18 protein-coding genes are annotated in these 17858 nt (G+C 55.8%); 7 read left to right on the forward strand and 11 right to left on the reverse strand.

Annotated elements, in window-relative coordinates; genetic code table 11:
- The first annotated feature begins 89 nt into the window (after positions 1-89).
- From lpxC to mutT, 4 genes are all read left to right on the forward strand, one after another.
- Positions 90-1007: a UDP-3-O-acyl-N-acetylglucosamine deacetylase gene (gene lpxC / locus ACHH0Z_RS11490; protein WP_008501977.1), complete on the forward strand. Its 918-nt coding sequence runs from the start codon at positions 90-92 to the stop codon at positions 1005-1007.
- 278 nt (positions 1008-1285) lie between these two features.
- Positions 1286-1789, forward strand: a complete 504-nt coding sequence (gene secM, locus ACHH0Z_RS11495; RefSeq protein WP_163291565.1) for a secA translation cis-regulator SecM — start codon at positions 1286-1288, stop codon at positions 1787-1789.
- Between the two features lie 58 nt (positions 1790-1847).
- Positions 1848-4553: a preprotein translocase subunit SecA gene (gene secA, locus ACHH0Z_RS11500; protein WP_045406426.1), complete on the forward strand. Its 2706-nt coding sequence runs from the start codon at positions 1848-1850 to the stop codon at positions 4551-4553.
- A gap of 56 nt (positions 4554-4609) precedes the next feature.
- Entirely contained in the window at positions 4610-5011 is a 402-nt protein-coding gene (mutT, locus tag ACHH0Z_RS11505; protein ID WP_021240520.1) for an 8-oxo-dGTP diphosphatase MutT, read from the forward strand.
- A gap of 25 nt (positions 5012-5036) precedes the next feature.
- On the opposite strand, the gene yacG is transcribed toward mutT, so the two are convergent.
- From yacG to coaE, 3 genes are read right to left on the reverse strand one after another with little or no spacing between them, the layout of a single operon-like run.
- Positions 5037-5231 (reverse strand): DNA gyrase inhibitor YacG, encoded by a 195-nt coding sequence (gene yacG, locus ACHH0Z_RS11510; RefSeq protein ID WP_023615920.1) that lies wholly within the window; start codon positions 5229-5231, stop codon positions 5037-5039.
- Positions 5232-5240: 9 nt separating this feature from the next.
- On the reverse strand, positions 5241-5984 hold the full coding sequence (zapD, locus tag ACHH0Z_RS11515) for a cell division protein ZapD (protein WP_045406428.1): 744 nt from the start codon (positions 5982-5984) through the stop codon (positions 5241-5243).
- Complete coding sequence (gene coaE, locus ACHH0Z_RS11520) at positions 5984-6604, reverse strand: dephospho-CoA kinase (RefSeq protein WP_008501971.1); 621 nt, start codon at positions 6602-6604, stop codon at positions 5984-5986. The genes zapD and coaE overlap by 1 nt, the downstream gene beginning before the upstream one ends.
- Before the next feature lie 228 nt (positions 6605-6832).
- Between coaE and ACHH0Z_RS11525 the strand changes: the two genes are divergently transcribed.
- The gene (locus ACHH0Z_RS11525; protein ID WP_023293282.1) at positions 6833-7876 is read left to right on the forward strand and encodes a GMP reductase; all 1044 of its coding nucleotides are present in this window, start codon (positions 6833-6835) and stop codon (positions 7874-7876) included.
- A gap of 41 nt (positions 7877-7917) precedes the next feature.
- Here the strand turns inward: ACHH0Z_RS11525 and hofC are convergent, their stop codons facing one another.
- From hofC to nadC, 4 genes are all read right to left on the reverse strand, one after another.
- The gene (hofC, locus tag ACHH0Z_RS11530; protein ID WP_045406430.1) at positions 7918-9102 is read right to left on the reverse strand and encodes a protein transport protein HofC; all 1185 of its coding nucleotides are present in this window, start codon (positions 9100-9102) and stop codon (positions 7918-7920) included.
- Positions 9092-10474: a type II secretion system protein GspE gene (gene gspE / locus ACHH0Z_RS11535; protein ID WP_045406432.1), complete on the reverse strand. Its 1383-nt coding sequence runs from the start codon at positions 10472-10474 to the stop codon at positions 9092-9094. Before gspE ends, hofC begins: the two co-directional genes overlap by 11 nt.
- A 10-nt stretch (positions 10475-10484) precedes the next feature.
- Positions 10485-10922 (reverse strand): prepilin peptidase-dependent pilin, encoded by a 438-nt coding sequence (gene ppdD / locus ACHH0Z_RS11540; RefSeq protein WP_008501967.1) that lies wholly within the window; start codon positions 10920-10922, stop codon positions 10485-10487.
- A gap of 174 nt (positions 10923-11096) precedes the next feature.
- On the reverse strand, positions 11097-11990 hold the full coding sequence (gene nadC, locus ACHH0Z_RS11545) for a carboxylating nicotinate-nucleotide diphosphorylase (RefSeq protein WP_008501966.1): 894 nt from the start codon (positions 11988-11990) through the stop codon (positions 11097-11099).
- Positions 11991-12077: 87 nt separating this feature from the next.
- Between nadC and ampD the strand changes: the two genes are divergently transcribed.
- Together ampD and ampE are read left to right on the forward strand one after the other, a co-directional pair.
- On the forward strand, positions 12078-12629 hold the full coding sequence (gene ampD, locus ACHH0Z_RS11550) for a 1,6-anhydro-N-acetylmuramyl-L-alanine amidase AmpD (RefSeq protein WP_045406434.1): 552 nt from the start codon (positions 12078-12080) through the stop codon (positions 12627-12629).
- A gap of 9 nt (positions 12630-12638) precedes the next feature.
- Positions 12639-13493, forward strand: coding sequence for a beta-lactamase regulator AmpE (ampE, locus tag ACHH0Z_RS11555; RefSeq protein WP_008501964.1), 855 nt, complete (start codon positions 12639-12641; stop codon positions 13491-13493).
- A gap of 18 nt (positions 13494-13511) precedes the next feature.
- Here ampE and ACHH0Z_RS11560 read toward each other — a convergent pair whose 3' ends face one another.
- The 4 genes from ACHH0Z_RS11560 to ACHH0Z_RS11575 form a co-directional block, all read right to left on the reverse strand.
- On the reverse strand, positions 13512-14462 hold the full coding sequence (locus ACHH0Z_RS11560; RefSeq protein WP_045406436.1) for a family 43 glycosylhydrolase: 951 nt from the start codon (positions 14460-14462) through the stop codon (positions 13512-13514).
- A gap of 10 nt (positions 14463-14472) precedes the next feature.
- A complete protein-coding gene (locus ACHH0Z_RS11565) occupies positions 14473-15870 on the reverse strand; it encodes a glycoside-pentoside-hexuronide (GPH):cation symporter (protein WP_008501962.1) in 1398 nt (465 codons plus the stop codon).
- Between the two features lie 164 nt (positions 15871-16034).
- Positions 16035-17405: an aromatic amino acid transporter AroP gene (gene aroP / locus ACHH0Z_RS11570; protein ID WP_395149534.1), complete on the reverse strand. Its 1371-nt coding sequence runs from the start codon at positions 17403-17405 to the stop codon at positions 16035-16037.
- Positions 17406-17451: 46 nt separating this feature from the next.
- Positions 17452-17679 (reverse strand): hypothetical protein, encoded by a 228-nt coding sequence (locus tag ACHH0Z_RS11575; RefSeq protein ID WP_021240510.1) that lies wholly within the window; start codon positions 17677-17679, stop codon positions 17452-17454.
- Between the last annotated feature and the right edge of the window lie 179 nt (positions 17680-17858).

A 17858-nucleotide genomic window follows, 5' to 3' on the forward strand; every position in this document is an offset into this window, starting at 1 on the left:
ATTAGGGGATTTGCGCTCTTTGTGCTAAACTGGCCCACCGTTAGTGATATACACTCTCGGTTGGATAGTTAATTTGGCGAGATTATACGATGATCAAACAAAGGACACTTAAACGTATCGTTCAGGCGACGGGTGTCGGTTTACATACCGGCAAGAAAGTCACGCTGACGTTACGCCCTGCGCCGGCCAATACCGGGGTCATCTATCGTCGCACCGACTTGAATCCACCGGTAGATTTTCCGGCCGATGCCAAATCTGTGCGTGATACTATGCTCTGTACTTGTCTGGTGAACGAGCATGACGTGCGGATTTCTACCGTAGAGCACCTGAACGCCGCCCTGGCGGGTCTGGGTATCGACAACATTATTGTTGAAGTCGACGCGCCAGAAATCCCGATTATGGATGGCAGTGCTGCACCGTTCGTCTATCTGCTGCTGGATGCCGGCATCGAAGAACTGAACTGCGCGAAGAAATTTGTCCGCATCAAAGAGACCGTTCGCGTCGAAGATGGCGACAAGTGGGCCGAATTTAAACCGTACAATGGTTTCTCGTTGGACTTTACCATCGACTTTAACCATCCGGCGATTGATTCCAGCACCCAGCGCTATGCGATGAACTTCTCTGCCGATGCGTTTATGCGCCAGATCAGCCGAGCCCGTACGTTTGGCTTCATGCGTGATATCGAATATCTGCAGTCCCGCGGCCTGTGCCTGGGCGGCAGCTTCGATTGTGCCATCGTTGTTGACGATTATCGCGTACTGAACGAAGACGGCCTGCGTTTCGAAGATGAATTCGTTCGTCACAAAATGCTGGACGCTATCGGCGACCTGTTCATGTGTGGTCACAACATCATTGGTGCATTTACCGCGTTCAAATCCGGTCATGCGCTGAACAACAAACTGTTGCAGGCCGTCCTGGCAAAACAGGAAGCCTGGGAATATGTGACCTTCGAAGACGAAGCAGAACTGCCGTTGGCTTTCAAAGCGCCAAGCATGGTTCTGGCGTAACGGTTCACGCCGTTTCGTAAAAAATCGACTGGTTAACCTGGTACTCTCTCCGGCCAGGAAGACCAGTCGTTTTTATTTTTACCCTTCTTTGTTTGTCCCTGCGTTATTTCTAGTCTGTCCTGCGTAGAAAGTGTGTGCGTTAGCTGCATTCTTGACCGTTTTTCCCCGCGGCGGCGCCTCATTCCTGCTGATGTGTATTGGCTTTAGTGGTAATATCTGGGCGCTTAAAAAAATAACTGAAGATAGCCTGTAGCAGGCTGGCTTATGTGGTGGAGCAAGTGAGCGGAATACTGACGCGCTGGCGACAATTTGGCAGACGTTACTTCTGGCCGCATCTCTTATTAGGGATGGTCGCGGCGAGTTTCGGCTTGCCTGCGCTCTGCAACAGTGCCGAAGCGGCGACGCCGACGAAGACCTCTACCAGCAAACACGATCTCAATACGCGGGTTAACTTTACAAATCTCGCCTGGCTTGAAGCCAGTCGCCGCCCGAATTTCTCCGTTGATTACTGGCACCAGCACGCTATCCGCACGGTTATCCGCCATCTCTCCTTCGCGATGGCGCCGCAGGCAATGCCTGTTGCGGAAGAGGCGCTGCCGGTGCAGGCGCAGCATCTTGCCCTGCTGGACACGCTCAACGCGCTGCTCACGCAGGACAGCCAGCCGCCGGTCATGGTTCGCCAGACGGCGCAACGCGCGCTCGTTCCTCCTGTTTCATTCTCTGTTTCAAACTGGATTAGCCAGGTTCACGGCATTCGCGCCGGGCCTCAACGCCTCAGCTAAATTAACTTTTTCAATACCTTAATTTATCTGCCCATGATGGGGCGTTTGAGAATTTATTATGCTAATCAAATTATTAACTAAAGTTTTTGGTAGTCGTAACGATCGTACCCTGCGCCGTATGCGCAAAGCTGTTGCCGTCATCAACGGTATGGAACCGGCGATGGAGAAGCTCTCTGATGATGAGCTGAAAGCGAAAACGACGGAATTTCGTGCGCGTCTGGAAAAAGGTGAAACCTTAGAAAGCCTGATCCCGGAAGCATTTGCGGTCGTGCGTGAAGCAAGTAAGCGCGTGTTCGGCATGCGTCACTTCGACGTTCAGCTGCTGGGCGGGATGGTGCTTAACGAACGCTGCATCGCGGAAATGCGTACCGGTGAAGGTAAAACCCTGACCGCAACGCTGCCGGCTTACCTGAATGCGTTGACCGGTAAAGGCGTTCACGTCGTTACCGTCAACGACTATCTGGCGCAGCGTGACGCCGAAAACAACCGTCCACTGTTCGAATTCCTCGGCATGACCGTCGGCATCAACATGTCTGGCCTGCCTGCACCAGCCAAGCGTGAAGCGTATAACGCGGACATTACCTACGGTACCAACAACGAATACGGCTTCGACTACCTGCGTGACAACATGGCGTTCAGCCCTGAAGAGCGCGTCCAGCGTAAGCTGCACTACGCGCTGGTGGATGAGGTGGACTCCATCCTGATCGATGAAGCGCGTACTCCGCTTATCATCTCCGGCCCGGCTGAAGATAGCTCCGAGATGTACCGTAAAGTCGACAAAATCATTCCACACCTGCTGCGCCAGGAGAAAGAAGACTCGGATACCTTCCAGGGTGAAGGTCACTTCTCCGTGGATGAAAAAGCGCGCCAGGTGAACCTGACCGAGCGTGGTCTGGTGAAAATCGAAGAGCTGCTGGTGGCTGAAGGCATTATGGAAGAGGGCGAGTCTCTGTACTCCCCAAGCAACATCATGCTGATGCACCATGTGACCGCCGCGCTGCGTGCCCACGCGCTGTTCACCCGCGACGTCGACTACATCGTAAAAGACGGCGAAGTGATCATTGTCGATGAGCACACCGGTCGTACCATGCAGGGACGTCGCTGGTCTGACGGTCTGCACCAGGCTGTAGAAGCCAAAGAAGGCGTGGATATTCAAAACGAAAACCAGACGCTGGCCTCTATCACCTTCCAGAACTACTTCCGTCTGTACGAGAAGCTGGCGGGCATGACCGGTACAGCCGATACCGAAGCGTTTGAATTCAGCTCTATCTACAAGCTGGATACCGTGGTCGTTCCAACCAACCGTCCGATGATCCGTAAGGATATGCCGGACCTGGTATACATGACTGAAGCGGAAAAAATTCAGGCGATCATCGAAGATATTCGCGAGCGTACTGCCAAAGGCCAGCCGGTTCTGGTGGGGACCATCTCCATTGAAAAATCCGAAGTGGTTTCTCACGAGCTGACGAAAGCGGGCATCAAGCACAACGTACTGAACGCCAAGTTCCACGCCAAAGAAGCAGATATTGTTGCGCAGGCAGGTTATCCGGCTGCGGTAACCATCGCCACCAACATGGCGGGTCGTGGTACCGATATTATGCTGGGCGGAAGCTGGCAGGCCGAGGTGGCTGAGCTGGAAAACCCAACGCCTGAACAGATTGCTCAGATTAAGGCCGACTGGCAGGTGCGTCACGACGCGGTGCTGGCATCCGGCGGTCTGCATATCATTGGTACCGAGCGTCACGAATCGCGTCGTATCGATAACCAGCTGCGTGGCCGTGCGGGCCGTCAGGGTGATGCCGGTTCTTCCCGCTTCTACCTGTCGATGGAAGATGCGCTGATGCGTATTTTCGCCTCCGACCGCGTGTCCGGCATGATGCGTAAGCTGGGCATGAAGCCGGGTGAAGCCATTGAGCACCCGTGGGTTACCAAAGCGATCGCGAACGCACAGCGTAAAGTGGAAAGCCGCAACTTCGATATTCGTAAGCAGCTGCTGGAATACGATGACGTGGCTAACGATCAGCGTCGTGCGATCTACACCCAGCGTAACGAACTGCTGGACGTGTCCGACGTGAGCGAAACCATCAACAGCATTCGCGAAGATGTGTTTAAAGCCACGATTGATGCGCACATTCCGCCGCAGTCTCTGGAAGAGATGTGGGACATCGAAGGCCTGCAGGAACGTCTGAAAAACGACTTTGACCTCGATCTGCCTATCAAAGAGTGGCTGGATAAAGAGCCTGAGCTGCACGAAGAGACCCTGCGCGAGCGTATCTACGAAACCGCGCTGGACGTCTACAAGCGCAAGGAAGAAGTGGTTGGCGCTGAAATGATGCGTCACTTCGAAAAAGGCGTGATGCTGCAGACGCTGGACTCCCTGTGGAAAGAGCACCTGGCGGCGATGGACTACCTGCGTCAGGGTATCCACCTGCGTGGCTATGCGCAGAAAGATCCGAAGCAGGAATACAAGCGTGAGTCCTTCTCCATGTTTGCCTCTATGCTTGAGTCGCTGAAGTATGAAGTCATCAGCACCCTGAGCAAGGTTCAGGTGCGTATGCCGGAAGAGGTGGAAGCGATGGAACAGCAGCGTCGTGAAGAAGCCGAGCGTCTGGCGCAAATGCAACAGCTGAGCCATCAGACCGACGACAGCGAAGCCGCAGCGGCGATCGCCGCGCAAACCGGCGATCGTAAAGTGGGTCGTAACGATCCATGCCCTTGCGGTTCTGGTAAAAAGTACAAGGCGTGCCACGGCCGTCTGAGCTAAGTTCATAAAAAACAAAAAGGCGCAGAAATCTGCGCCTTTTTTATGGAAGTGACAATATGAAAATACTGCAAATTGCCGTCGGGATTATTCGCAACCCGCAAAACCAAATCTTTATCACCCAGCGTGCTGCCGACGCCCATATGGCGAACAAGTGGGAGTTTCCAGGCGGTAAAATCGAGGCCGGTGAAACCCCGGAAGCGGCGCTGGTTCGCGAGCTTCAGGAAGAAGTCGGGATCACCCCGCTTGGCGCAACGCTGTTTGATAAGCTTGAGTACCAGTTCCCGGACAGACACATCACGCTGTGGTTCTGGCTGGTGGAAAACTGGGAAGGTGAACCCTGGGGGAAAGAGGGGCAGCCGGGTAACTGGGTGGAGCTTCAGGCAAGTGATGCCGAAAAATTCCCGCCAGCTAATGAGCCTGTGATCCTGCGGTTAGTCGAACAACCGAAGGCCTGCTAAGCGACGCGCCAGCAGGCTTTACGGATTACTGCTGGTTTTCACTCCAGTCATCGCTGTCCGAAAGATCGCCTTTACTCGGAATGCGTTTCTCTTCCGCCGCCCATTCGCCCAGGTCAATAAGCTGGCAGCGTTTGCAGCAGAATGGGCGGAATGGACTCACTTCGCCCCAGACAACGGTTTTGCCACAGGTCGGGCAGTTTACGGTGGTGACATCAGACATCGGCACTCCTTAACAACAGGCCAGTTCAAAATCGAGGCGTTCCGGCACGGTGCCATTTTCGCTGTCCAGCGGCATAAAGCGAATCGCAAAGCGGCTCTTATGCCCGGAAATTTGCGGATAAAGCTGTTCGCCAAGCGATAAATTCAGGCGCAGAAGATCGGCATCATCACCGTTGTCCTGGTAGAAACCGTTCAGGCTGGTTTGCTTGCGGAACGGCGCTGAGTTACGGATCAGATCGAGGATCAGCGACAGCGTCTGGTGCACCGGCTCCAGGCTTGCCAGCCAGCTGTTCACCTGCGCGTCACGCTGCGCTTGTGGCATATGGAGCCACATATGCAGCGTCGGCAGGTCGAAGCTGCAGCAACCGCCAGGGATGCTCAGGCGCTGGCGCACCAGGCCAATCAGGCGGTCCTCACGCAAAAACTGCCCGACGCGCGGTGCGGCCATCAGGATGCTGCTGCTGGTTTTAAGCTGCTGACGAAGGGAATCGATACGGCTTACGTCCACCCCCGGAACCTCAGCCCATGCCTGCAATTTACGCTGCTGGCGCTCCAGCTCTTTAAGCAATTCTGTGCGGACATCGCCGCGTTCAATCACATCCAGCAGATCGCCTACATTGCGGAAGAAGTGCAACGCCGTAGCATGATCGTTAACCGGCAGATGTTGTGAAAGCTGCTGAATGAGGAATTCGATGCGCAGCCAGGTACGCATTTTTTCGTTGAGCGGATGCTCAAAAAGGATGTGAGTCGACATTATGGTTTTTCCTGTGCAACGGCCTGCCCGGCTAACGTCAGATACTGCGCGTGCAGACGGGCAACATCCGATGCAATAGCATCTGGTGCGCCGTTATTATCAATAACATCATCCGCCACGGCAAGGCGCTGAGCGCGCGTGGCCTGAGCGGCGAGAATATGTTCAGCATGCTCGCGCGAGACGTGGTCTCGCATCATGGTTCTCTGGATTTGCGTCTCGGGTGCGACATCAATCACCAGTACCCGATCGGCTTTCTGATGCAGCTGATTTTCCACCAGCAGCGGAACCACCCACAAGACATAGGGCGAGCGGGCTTCGGCTATCTGACGCTGTGTTTCCTGGTGGATAATGGGATGGAGCAGGGCATTAAGCCAGGCTTTTTCCGCTGAATCGGAAAAAATGCATTCGCGAAGCTGACGGCGATTTAGCGTGCCATCGGCATTGATGATTGCCTGGCCAAAATGTTCTGCGATGGCCTTAAGCGCGGGTGTATTGGGCTCTACCACCTGGCGGGCAATAATATCGGCATCGATAATCGTGATACCCAAACGAGAAAACGCGTCTGCAACGGTACTTTTGCCACTACCGATGCCACCGGTTAATGCAACGATATACCCCATTAAATCAAATCCTGGGAATTATTCATTATTAAAATCAGTTGATTAAAACTCTCAGGTGCGCCAGCAACTGTTTAGCCCTGTTTACCGGCTTTTTACCAGGTAAATTTATAGGATTGTAGCGTAAAAAAAGAGAATTTCGCAGTCTTGCGGAGCAGGTATTAGTGCGTATGATAGCGTCACTGGAGTTGTGCTTTTAACATATTTGCCTCTAACCCCAGGAATCCGCACATGCGTATCGAAGAAGATCTGAAGTTAGGTTTCAAAGACGTTCTTATCCGCCCTAAACGCTCTACACTGAAAAGTCGCTCAGACGTTGAACTCGAACGTCAATTCACCTTTAAGCATTCCGGTCAGACCTGGTCTGGCGTGCCGATCATCGCTGCCAACATGGATACTGTGGGAACCTTTGAGATGGCAACCGCGCTGGCACAGTTCGACATCCTCACCGCCGTGCACAAACATTACAGCCCTGAAGAGTGGGATGCGTTTGTGGCGTCCGCCTCTGCTGATGTGGTGAAGCACGTGATGGTCTCCACCGGTACCTCCGATGCGGATTTCGAGAAGACCAAACAGATCCTGAAGGCTAACCCGGCGCTGAACTTCGTTTGTATTGATGTGGCGAACGGTTACTCCGAGCACTTCGTACAGTTCGTCAGCAAGGCGCGTGAGGCCTGGCCGACGAAAACCATCATCGCGGGCAACGTGGTGACCGGTGAAATGTGTGAAGAGCTGATCCTCTCCGGTGCCGATATCGTGAAAGTGGGCATCGGTCCGGGCTCCGTATGCACCACGCGCGTCAAAACCGGCGTCGGTTATCCGCAGCTCTCTGCCGTCATTGAATGTGCCGATGCGGCGCACGGGCTGGGCGGCCAGATCATCAGCGACGGTGGTTGCACCATGCCGGGTGATGTCGCAAAGGCCTTCGGTGGCGGCGCGGACTTCGTGATGCTCGGCGGTATGCTGGCAGGCCATGAAGAGAGCGGCGGTACCGTAGTAGAAGAGAACGGCGAGAAATTTATGCTGTTCTACGGTATGAGCTCTGAGTCTGCGATGACCCGTCACGTCGGCGGCGTGGCAAAATACCGTGCGGCAGAAGGTAAAACCGTCAAGCTGCCTCTGCGCGGTCCGGTTGAAAACACCGCACGCGATATCCTCGGCGGCCTGCGCTCTGCCTGCACCTACGTTGGCGCCTCCCGCCTGAAAGAGCTGACAAAGCGTACGACGTTTATTCGCGTTCAGGAACAAGAAAACCGCGTATTCAACAGCCTGTAATGGCTATCGCTGGCGCATGCCCGTGCGCCAGCCCTGTTGTACTATCCCGCGCTCATCGCATCTCCCAGGTGGAATATCGGCAGGTACATTGCCACCACCAGCGTACCGATAATGACCCCCGTCACTATCAGAAGCACTGGCTCCAGAAGCGCCGCCAGATTCTCTGCACGTTGAAAGGTCTGTTCCGTATGATGGCGGGCAAGGTTTGCCAGCATGATATCCAGCGCACCTGACATTTCACCGGTTCGTAAAAGCTGAACACACAGCGGGGTAAAGATTGCCGCTCTTTGAAAGGATGACCAGACGGGAAGGCCTTTTTCAATGTCCTCCCGCACGCCGCGCAGCATTCCCTGCCAGTACTGACTTTCAACGGTCTCCTCGGCGCTCTCCAGGCCCTGTAAAAAGGGGATACCCGCCTGTTGCGTGAGTGACAGCACGGTAAAGACGTGTCCCAGCTTTTGACCTTTTGCCAGTGCGCCCATCACGGGCGTATGCAGCAGGATGCACTGCCAGCGAGGATTCTGCCGCAGAGCCCAGGCGACGGCTAAGGGGGCTAATAGCAGGACGAACAACGCAAGGGCATATGACTGCATAAAGGCGGCCATCCCCATAACCATCTGTGTCAGCACGGGAAGCGGGGTATTAAACGTTTTGTAGATCGCGGCAAACTCGGGCAGGACCAGAGTGACCATCGCCAGCACGACGAGCACAGCCAGCGTCAGGACGATCGCCGGGTAGCGCAGCGCCTTTTTCACTTTCGCACTGAGCTGCTGCTGCGCTTTTTGTTGCTGCGCGAGCTGACGACAGCACACCTCCAGCTTCCCCGTCAGCTCTCCGGTTTTCACCATCGAGACATGCAGCGGGCTAAAAACGGCTGGCCACTTTTTTAGCGACTCAGAAAACGGGCATCCTTCACTGAGCTCATCGGCAATGCTTTGCAGCAGCGCCTGCCACGGTTTTAACGGATGTTGCTCTGCCAGCATTTGCAGGCTGTGGGACAGCGTCAGCCCAGCCTGCAGCAGCGAGGCGAGCTGATGAAACATCTCGCCGCAGTGGTGTGGCCGCCAGCGCTGTCGCTGCGCGCATCGGGTCAGCGTCAGAGGATGGAGGTCGTTACGCATCAGCCGGGTGAAGGCCGCATTGCGGTCTGTGGCCCAGAGTGTCCCGCTTCGGGGTTCTCCATCTTTGGTGAGCGCACGCCAGCGCCAGAGCTGATTAGCCGCCATTGGGCATTCCCAGGACGCGCAACAACTCTTCAATCGTGGTTAGCCCTTGTTCGACGGCCCTGCAGCCGTGTTCAAAAAGAGAAACCATCCCCGCCTGCCGGGCGCTCGCCTCTATGACGTCAGTTCCCGCCCCGCTGGCAATGGCCTGCCGCAGGGCATTGTCGATGGCGAGTACTTCAAAAATGGCCACGCGGCCATAAAAGCCGTGATAACAGCGATCGCAGCCGGTGGGCTGCCAGCGTGGAAGCGGCCTGGGCCATACTGAGCGAGGTAGTTGAGCCTGATCGCGGGTTTCCCGGCGACAATGTGGGCACAAACGCCGGACCAGTCGCTGGGCAATCACCATCGTCAGCGCGGAAGAAATCATCCAGCGCGCGACGCCCATCTGCTCCAAGCGAATCAGCGTTTCCGTCGTCGAGTTGGTGTGCAGGGTCGACAGCACCAGATGCCCGGTCTGGGCAGCATTAGTGGCAATCCCGGCCGTTTCTCCGTCACGGATTTCGCCGACCATAATGATGTCGGGATCCTGACGTAGCAGTGCGCGCAGCACGTTCTGGAAGGTTAAACCCGCCCGGGGATTAACCTGTGTCTGGTTTAATCCGGCAAGGGGGATCTCAATAGGATCTTCCACGCTGCAGATGTTGACGTCAGGGGTGTTACGCGACTGCAAAGCGCTGTACAGCGTCACGGTTTTGCCGCTGCCGGTAGGGCCGGTGACCAGAATCAGCCCCTGCGGCTGGTGGAGAACCGCATTAAAACAGGCCAACTGTTCAGCATTCATGCCAAGCGCTTTCGGCTCAAGGGCCTGCGGAACCTGATGCAGGAGGCGCAGCACAATTTTTTCGCCGCCGCTGCAGGGAAGCGTCGCGATCCGAAACGAGACCGGCTCATTGGCCAGTTCAATCGTAAACTGGCCGTCCTGAGGCAGCCGGCGTTCTGCAATATCCAGGTTACCCAGCACTTTTAAACGTGCGCTTAACAGGTTAGCCAGTTCAGCGGCAAGCGGAGGCTGCGGACAAAGTACGCCGTCGATACGTAAACGAATCTGGCACGCGTGCTCCATCGGTTCGATATGAATATCAGAGGCGCGCTGGTTGATTGCCTGCTGCAGCGTGTGGTTAAGGACATCTACCGTAGAGTGTGTTTGCGAAACGCCGGGCAGATGCGATTGAGACGTCAGCTGCCGGTGTTTTTCCATGCGCTCCGCGCTCCAGCACTCAATATCAATCCGTTTCTGGGTCGCGAAACGCAACGCCTCCATGAGTTCGGTCGCGGGCTTTCCCACGACGGCAATGTTGATCCTCTCACTGTCGCTGGATAGCAGCAGTGCGTGATGGCGAAGACAAAGCGCCACGAGTTGATCGGTATTCATTATCCGCTCCTCAGTTATTGCTGAAGCGGAAAACGTCTTCGCAGGCCTGCTTCAGAGCGCTATCAGCACTGATGTTGCAGACGCGCGTCCAGCCCGTCATCCCGTTGCCGTTGTTCCACTGCGGCGTCATGACCACTTCCAGCCCGTTAAGACTTTCCTGTCCTGTTAAGGTCACGATCCCTTTCGCTACGCTCATTCCGGAAACGTAGCGTGTCGTGGTGGGGGAAGGGATGCCGTTGCTGTTGGCATCGCAGCTCTCCACACCACCGTGATCCAGCGCGCAAAGTTCAATGGCGGTGCGGTAGGGAACGAAGGTTTGCAGCATATCGGTCAGCGCCGCTTTGCGCAGGTAGTTCTGATAGGCAGGTATGCCGATGGCGCTCAGAATCGCAATAATGCCGATGACCACCATCAGCTCAATAAGAGTGAATCCGTGTTGTCTGTTCATATCTGCTCCTTACGTTAAGTGGCGCTACTCTGTCAGCGCAAAAGGGCAGAAACGAGGGGCAAAAAAGGGAACGGGAAAGCGCGTTCAGAGAATTAATGCAGTGTTGCAGGAAAGAACAGCGGATTTGCGAGCGGGGCTGAAATTCCCCTCTCCAGGCGGAGAGGGGAGGAATCACTATTTAAAACGCATCGAGAGGTCGAGGGCGCGAACGTGCTTGGTCAGCGCGCCGACGGAGATGTAATCCACGCCGGTTTCGGCGAATTCACGGATCGTTTCGAAGGTGACGTTTCCGGAGACTTCGAGCTGGGCCCGGCCATTGGTCAGTTTTACCGCCTCACGCATCTGCTCGGTTTCGAAGTTATCGAGCATGATGATATCGGCCCCGGCCTTAATCGCCTGCTCCAGCTCGTCCAGGTTTTCCACTTCTACTTCAACCGGCACATCCGGATGCAGCCAGAAGGCCTTCTCCACCGCCTGACGTACGGAACCCGATGCAATAATGTGGTTCTCTTTAATCAGGAAAGCGTCGGACAGGCCCAGACGATGGTTTGCGCCGCCGCCGCAGAGCACCGCGTACTTCAGCGCCGTGCGCAGGCCCGGCAGCGTTTTGCGGGTATCCAGCAGCTGGGTTCGGGTGCCGGCCAGCAGGTCAACGTAACGACGCACTTCGCTGGCGACGCCAGAGAGCGTTTGTACAAAATTGAGCGCGGTACGTTCGCCGGTCAGCAAGACGCGGGAAGGGCCGTCCAGCTCGAACAGCGGCTGATTTGGCGTGACGCTATCGCCGTCCGCCACGTGCCATGTGACCTGCACATCATCGCCCGCCAGCTGGGTAAAGACCTCTTCAACCCAGCGCTTGCCGCAAAAAACACCTTCTTCGCGGGTGATAATGACCGCATGGGAGCGCGTCTCTTTCGGCAACAATTGTGCGGTAATATCTTTATCGGCATTGACGTCACCGCCCAGATCTTCTTTCAAAGCATGGGCAACGCTTGCCGGAATATCCATATTAATACGTTCCAGAAGCGCTTCACGTCGGTGGTCGGGGTTGTAGCGGCGAGGCGGCATGATAAAACTCCAAATTGGTAACGAATCATAATATTGAAACATGCTACTCTGAACCGAGTAACAGCACCATACATAAGGAGTTCCAGCATGTTGTTAGAAAACGGATGGCTGGTGGATGCGCGGCATGTGCCTTCGCCGCACCACGACTGCCGCCCGGAGGATGAAAAGCCCACACTGCTGGTGGTTCATAATATTAGTCTCCCGCCGGGGGAATTTGGCGGCCCGTGGATCGATGCGTTATTCACGGGAACGATAGATCCCGATGCCCATCCTTTCTTTGTTGAGATTGCGCATCTGCGCGTGTCGGCTCATTGCCTGATTCGTCGCGATGGTGAAGTGGTTCAGTATGTTCCCTTTGATAAGCGCGCCTGGCATGCCGGGGTGTCGATGTATCACGGGCGCGAACGGTGCAACGATTTTTCTATCGGGATAGAACTGGAAGGCACGGATACCACGCCCTACACCGATTCACAGTATCAACAGCTAGCGGCTGTGACCCGCACGCTTATCGGACTTTACCCGGCCATCGCCGACAATATTACAGGGCACAGCGATATCGCTCCGGCGAGAAAAACCGATCCCGGCCCGGCATTTGACTGGCCACGGTTCCGCGCCATGCTCACCGCGTCGTCAGAATAAGGAGATACCATGACGTTGTTTACCATGCTGCTGGTTATCATCGCTGAACGCCTGTTCAAGCTCGGTGAGCACTGGCATCTGGATCACCGGCTGGAGGTGTTATTCCGCCGTATTAAGCACTTTTCCATGCTGCGCACGCTGCTGATGATGGCGGGCGTGATGGTGATTACGTTCCTGCTGCTGCGCGCGCTGTATGGACTCTTTTTCAACGTGCCGCTGTTGGTGGTGTGGATCCTGCTCGGCGTGCTGTGCATTGGTGCGGGCAAGGTGCGTTTGCACTATCACGCGTACCTGAAAGCCGCCTCCCGTGACGATGCCCATGCGCGCAATGCCATGGCGAGCGAGCTGACGATGATCCACGGCGTGCCGCCGGACTGCGACGAGCGCGAGTTCCTGCGCGAACTGCAGAACGCGCTGCTGTGGATTAACTTCCGTTACTACCTGGCGCCGCTGTTCTGGTTTGTGGTGGGCGGTCCATGGGGACCGGTCTTGCTGATGGGGTATGCGTTCCTGCGCGCCTGGCAGACCTGGCTTGCCCGCTATCTGACGCCGCACGAGCGTTTGCTGTCCGGCATTGATGCCATCCTGCACGTGGTTGACTGGCTTCCGGTGCGTCTGGTGGGCGTGGTGTACGCGTTAATTGGCCACGGTGAAAAAGCGCTGCCCGCGTGGTTCGCCTCGCTTGCCGACCGCCATACGTCGCAGTATCAGGTGTTAACGCGTCTGGCGCAGTTCTCGCTGGCGCGCGAGCCGCATACCGACAAGATTGAAACGCCGAAAGCCGCTGTCTCCATGGCGAAGAAAACGTCGTTTGTGGTCGTGGTTATCGTGGCGCTGCTGACGATCTACGGCACGCTGGTGTAAGCCAGCGCGCCGCAAAGACTAAAGCGTATCCGCGGGCGGGATGCCGAAATCAGGCATCCCGTTTTCGTCCCAGCGGACAAGCTTCAGCCGGGTGTGGCGGTTCGGATCGTACAGCGGGTCGCCCTCAATTTCGGTGTAATTACGCGCGTGATACACCAGCACATCTTCCCCTTCCGGCGTTTGCGTAAAGCTGTTGTGTCCCGGGCCGTACTGGCGATTTTCGTAGCTGGTGGCGAATACGGGGCACGGGGATTTGTGCCAGTTCAATGGGTTTTGCGGATCGGCATTCAGGTCTATCCACAGCAGCCCCATGCAGTAGTTCTCGTCGGTGGCGCTGGCGGAATAGCTGATAAACAGTTTGTTGCCATGGAACAGCACCGCCGGGCCTTCGTTGACCCAAAACCCGCGACACTCCCAGCCATACTCCGGCTTGCTGAGCATCACAGGCTCGCCTTTCAGCGTCCACGGGTTCGCCATTTCACACAGATAAAGGTTGGAGTTCCCGGAGATGTCCGGCGCTTTTTGCGCCCACAGATACCAGCGTTTTCCCTGATGCACAAAGGTGGTGGCGTCCAGGGCGAAGGTGTCGAACGGGGTTTCGATCTGGCCTTTTTCTACCCACCTGCCGGTGAGCGGATCGCTGTCGGCACATTCAATGGCAAACATGCGGTGCTGGAACATCCCGAGCGCGTCGAGCGCCTGGGTGTGCGTCGCGGCAAAATAGATGTACCACTTTCCGTCAATGTGGTGCAGTTCCGGCGCCCATATCAGCTGGCTCATTGGTCCGGCGTCGGGTTTACGCCAGACCACCACCTCTTCGGCATGACGTAAGCCTTCCAGCGAGTCTGCACGGCGGATCGCCAGCCTGTCGTACTGCGGCACGGAGGCGATAAAGTAATATTGCCCATCGTGGCGCAGGATATACGGGTCGGCGCGTTGTTCAATAAACGGGTTTGGCCAGGTTTGCATTCGGCTTTCCTTATTTAGTCTCAGCGGCTTTCAGTTCCTGATAATCGTTCAGCTCGTGGTAGTTGTTGCGGCGTTTTTCCAGATCGAGCTGGATCTGCTTCATGGTTTCACGATCCACCTTCAGCAGGCGCACCACGCCCGCGGTAATCAAATAACCCACCCCCGGGATAACGGTAAACAGCAGCACAATCCCGTTCAGGGCGTCTGCGCTTTGCGCTTTCGCCCCCGCGTCGTAGCCGTACCAGGAGAGCAGAAAACCGACCATCGCCCCGGCAATCGCCAGCCCCAGCTTGAGGAAGAAGATGTTGCCCGAGAAGCTGATGCCGGTGATGCGTTTCCCGGTTTTCCACTCGCCGTAGTCATCCACGTCGGCCATCAGCGACCAGTGCAGCGGAGACGGGATCTGGTGCAGGATGTTCAGCAGGACGTAGAGCACCACGATGGTGACGGTCGCTTTCGGGTCGAAGAAATAAAAGGCGCAGGAGAAAATCGCCAGCACGATGTTGGTCCAGAAGAAGACCTTCAGCTTGCACCAGCGGTCGGTCAGCACTTTTGCCAGCACGCTGCCGAGCATCATGCCGACAACGCCCAGGCTGATAAACAGCGTGGCGAAGTGGGTGCTCTGGCCCATCACCCAGGTGACGTAATACATGGTGGCCGCCATGCGGATAAAGCCCGGGCAGACGTTGCAGAGCGTCAGGAGCAGAATGCGCACCCACTGGTCGTTCTTCCACACGTCTTTCAGATCGTTTTTCAGCTCGTCGTTGGTCTGCACCGCCGGGCGCACGCGCTCGCGCACGGTGGCGAAGCAGAACAGGAACATACAGGTGCCAATTAGCGCCAGCACGGTCATGGCCATCTGGTAGCCTTTGGCTTTGTTGTCCCCGCCAAACCAGTCTGCCATCGGCAGCAGCGTTAATGAGAGCAGCAGCGTGGCGATGCCGACCAGCACGAAGCGATACGACTGGCAGGCGACGCGCTCTTTAGGATCGTTAGTGATCACCCCGCCCAGCGAGCAGTAGGGGATGTTGATGGCGGTGTAGGTGAGCGACAGCAGGAAGTAGGTGACAAAGGCATAGATAACTTTGCTGTTATAGCTCCACTCTGGCGTGGTGAACATCAGGATACTGAACAGCGCGTAGGGGAACGCAATCCACAGCAGCCATGGACGAAAGCGGCCATATTTGCTGCGGGTGCGGTCGGCAATCGCGCCCATGATCGGGTCCGTTACGGCGTCAATCACGCGGACGGACAGCAGCAGCACGCCGACCAGCGCAGGGGCCAGACCAAAAATATCCGTATAAAAATAGTTAACAAACAGCATGATGGCGCCAAAGATAATGTTGCATCCGGCGTCGCCCATCCCATAGCCGATCTTTTCTTTTACTGACAGCTTTGCGTTATCCATTGACTGCTCTCCGGGTTACGGTATGGAGAGAATTATTTGCTGGCGAAGGGATATATGCGTTGCAGTATCAGGGCGGTGATATGGATAAATGCGCTGTGGGCGTGAAAGTGTGAGGGAGGTAACAACGCGCGGCACCCGCAAAAGCAGGCACCGCGGTGGGAGGCTTAGTGCGCCTTCATGGCATTACGGCTTTTCTGACTGGAGAGATAGCCAACACCGAGTACTGCAATCCAGACCGGGATCAGGTAGACGGAAATCGCCATACCTGGGGTGATCAGCATGATCACCAGCACGGCCGCCATGAACAGCAGGCAGATCCAGTTACCCAGAGGATAGAGCAGGGCAGGGAAGCGCGTGGTGACGCCCTGCTGCTGTTTCGCGCGGCGGAACTTCATGTGCGCCAGGCTGATCATCGCCCAGTTGATGACCAGCGCAGAGACCACCAGCGCCATCAGCAGGCCAAACGCCGATTCCGGTGCCATGTAGTTAATGAGCACGCACAGGGCGGTCACGATGGCGGAAACGATGATGGTATTCACCGGCACGCCGCGTTTATCAACGTTAAGCAGCATCTTCGGCGCGTTACCCTGCTGGGCGAGGCCGAACAGCATGCGGCTGTTGCAGTATACGCAGCTGTTGTAAACGGAGAGCGCTGCGGTCAACACCACGATGTTCAGCGCGTTGGCGACAAAGGTATCGCCCAGCTCGTGGAAGATCAGCACAAACGGGCTGGTGTCAGCAGTCACGCGCGTCCACGGCAGCAGCGAGAGCAGCACCGCCAGTGAGCCCACATAGAAGATCAGGATGCGGTAGATAACCTGATTTGTGGCTTTCGGGATGCTCTGCTCCGGATTGTCGGCTTCAGCAGCGGTGATGCCCACCAGCTCCAGGCCGCCGAAGGAGAACATAATGATCGCCATCATCATCACCAGGCCGGTCATGCCGTGAGGCAGGAAGCCACCCTGTTCCCAGAGGTTGCGAACCGTGGCCTGCGGGCCGCCGTTGCCGCTGAACAGCAGCCAGCCGCCGAAGATAATCATCGCCACCACGGCAATGACCTTGATGATGGCAAACCAGAACTCCATCTCCCCGAACACTTTAACGTTGGTCAGGTTAATGGCGTTGATAATGACGAAGAAGGCTGCAGCAGAAGCCCAGGTTGGGATTTCGGGATACCAGAACTGAATGTATTTCCCGACGGCGGTCAGTTCGGCCATGGCAACCAGAACGTACAGCACCCAGTAGTTCCAGCCCGAGGCGAAACCGGCAAAGCTGCCCCAGTACTTATAGGCAAAGTGGCTGAAGGAGCCTGCGACCGGCTCTTCCACGACCATTTCGCCCAGCTGGCGCATGATCAGAAAAGCAATGAAACCCGCAATCGCGTAACCCAAAATAATGCCCGGACCGGCAGACTGGATAACGGATGCGCTGCCCAGAAACAGGCCGGTACCAATCGCACCGCCCAGTGCGATGAGCTGAATATGGCGGTTTTTAAGCCCGCGCTTTAGCTGATCGCCGTGCTGTTGAGCTTCCATTTGAAACCTCGTGTGTGGTTGTTATGTTCACGCTGAGCGTGTGTAATTATGAAAATCCATATTCTGTATTTATTTCTTTACGGTTAACGAGACCGAAAAAAGCGGAGATGACTTCCGTAAGCGCCAGAATAGTGGTAAGTGCCTGCGAATGCACCTGCTTTATGAAGGGGTGATGACGACTTGAATAAAAAGAAAGCATTTGTAAATCGGCCCGCTCGTTGTTCCTAACCCAACCTATAGAATAGAAATGCGCCTTAAGTGGGCGAATTTTCATTATTTGCCTTGTTGAATCGCTTCAGATTGCAAAAACCCTCGTTTCATTATGGTTAAAGCTCCCTCTTTGGGGGTAATCAACTCATTTGTGCAAAGTTACATTTCTGAAACGTTATTTCTGTAAGGTTGTTAAAATGTGCAGGGTTTACTGATTTCAATCAAAACCAATATGGACAGAAG

Source organism: Enterobacter cloacae complex sp. 2024EL-00227 (genome assembly GCF_043945315.1).
GTDB classification, from domain to species: Bacteria; Pseudomonadota; Gammaproteobacteria; order Enterobacterales; family Enterobacteriaceae; genus Enterobacter; species Enterobacter roggenkampii.

What these genes read in the sequence shown, in the direction of transcription:
- ampE (WP_008501964.1), top strand. Translation starts at nt 12,639, where the DNA reads ATGACGTTGTTTACCATGCTGCTGGTTATCATCGCTGAACGCCTGTTC.
- hofC (WP_045406430.1), bottom strand. Translation starts at nt 9,102, where the DNA reads ATGGCGGCTAATCAGCTCTGGCGCTGGCGTGCGCTCACCAAAGATGGA.
- coaE (WP_008501971.1), bottom strand. Translation starts at nt 6,604, where the DNA reads ATGGGGTATATCGTTGCATTAACCGGTGGCATCGGTAGTGGCAAAAGT.
- nadC (WP_008501966.1), bottom strand. Translation starts at nt 11,990, where the DNA reads ATGCCGCCTCGCCGCTACAACCCCGACCACCGACGTGAAGCGCTTCTG.
- mutT (WP_021240520.1), top strand. Translation starts at nt 4,610, where the DNA reads ATGAAAATACTGCAAATTGCCGTCGGGATTATTCGCAACCCGCAAAAC.
- ACHH0Z_RS11565 (WP_008501962.1), bottom strand. Translation starts at nt 15,870, where the DNA reads ATGGATAACGCAAAGCTGTCAGTAAAAGAAAAGATCGGCTATGGGATG.
- zapD (WP_045406428.1), bottom strand. Translation starts at nt 5,984, where the DNA reads ATGTCGACTCACATCCTTTTTGAGCATCCGCTCAACGAAAAAATGCGT.
- ACHH0Z_RS11525 (WP_023293282.1), top strand. Translation starts at nt 6,833, where the DNA reads ATGCGTATCGAAGAAGATCTGAAGTTAGGTTTCAAAGACGTTCTTATC.
- ppdD (WP_008501967.1), bottom strand. Translation starts at nt 10,922, where the DNA reads ATGAACAGACAACACGGATTCACTCTTATTGAGCTGATGGTGGTCATC.
- yacG (WP_023615920.1), bottom strand. Translation starts at nt 5,231, where the DNA reads ATGTCTGATGTCACCACCGTAAACTGCCCGACCTGTGGCAAAACCGTT.
- ampD (WP_045406434.1), top strand. Translation starts at nt 12,078, where the DNA reads ATGTTGTTAGAAAACGGATGGCTGGTGGATGCGCGGCATGTGCCTTCG.
- gspE (WP_045406432.1), bottom strand. Translation starts at nt 10,474, where the DNA reads ATGAATACCGATCAACTCGTGGCGCTTTGTCTTCGCCATCACGCACTG.
- lpxC (WP_008501977.1), top strand. Translation starts at nt 90, where the DNA reads ATGATCAAACAAAGGACACTTAAACGTATCGTTCAGGCGACGGGTGTC.
- ACHH0Z_RS11575 (WP_021240510.1), bottom strand. Translation starts at nt 17,679, where the DNA reads ATGAAAATTCGCCCACTTAAGGCGCATTTCTATTCTATAGGTTGGGTT.
- aroP (WP_395149534.1), bottom strand. Translation starts at nt 17,405, where the DNA reads ATGGAAGCTCAACAGCACGGCGATCAGCTAAAGCGCGGGCTTAAAAAC.
- ACHH0Z_RS11560 (WP_045406436.1), bottom strand. Translation starts at nt 14,462, where the DNA reads ATGCAAACCTGGCCAAACCCGTTTATTGAACAACGCGCCGACCCGTAT.
- secA (WP_045406426.1), top strand. Translation starts at nt 1,848, where the DNA reads ATGCTAATCAAATTATTAACTAAAGTTTTTGGTAGTCGTAACGATCGT.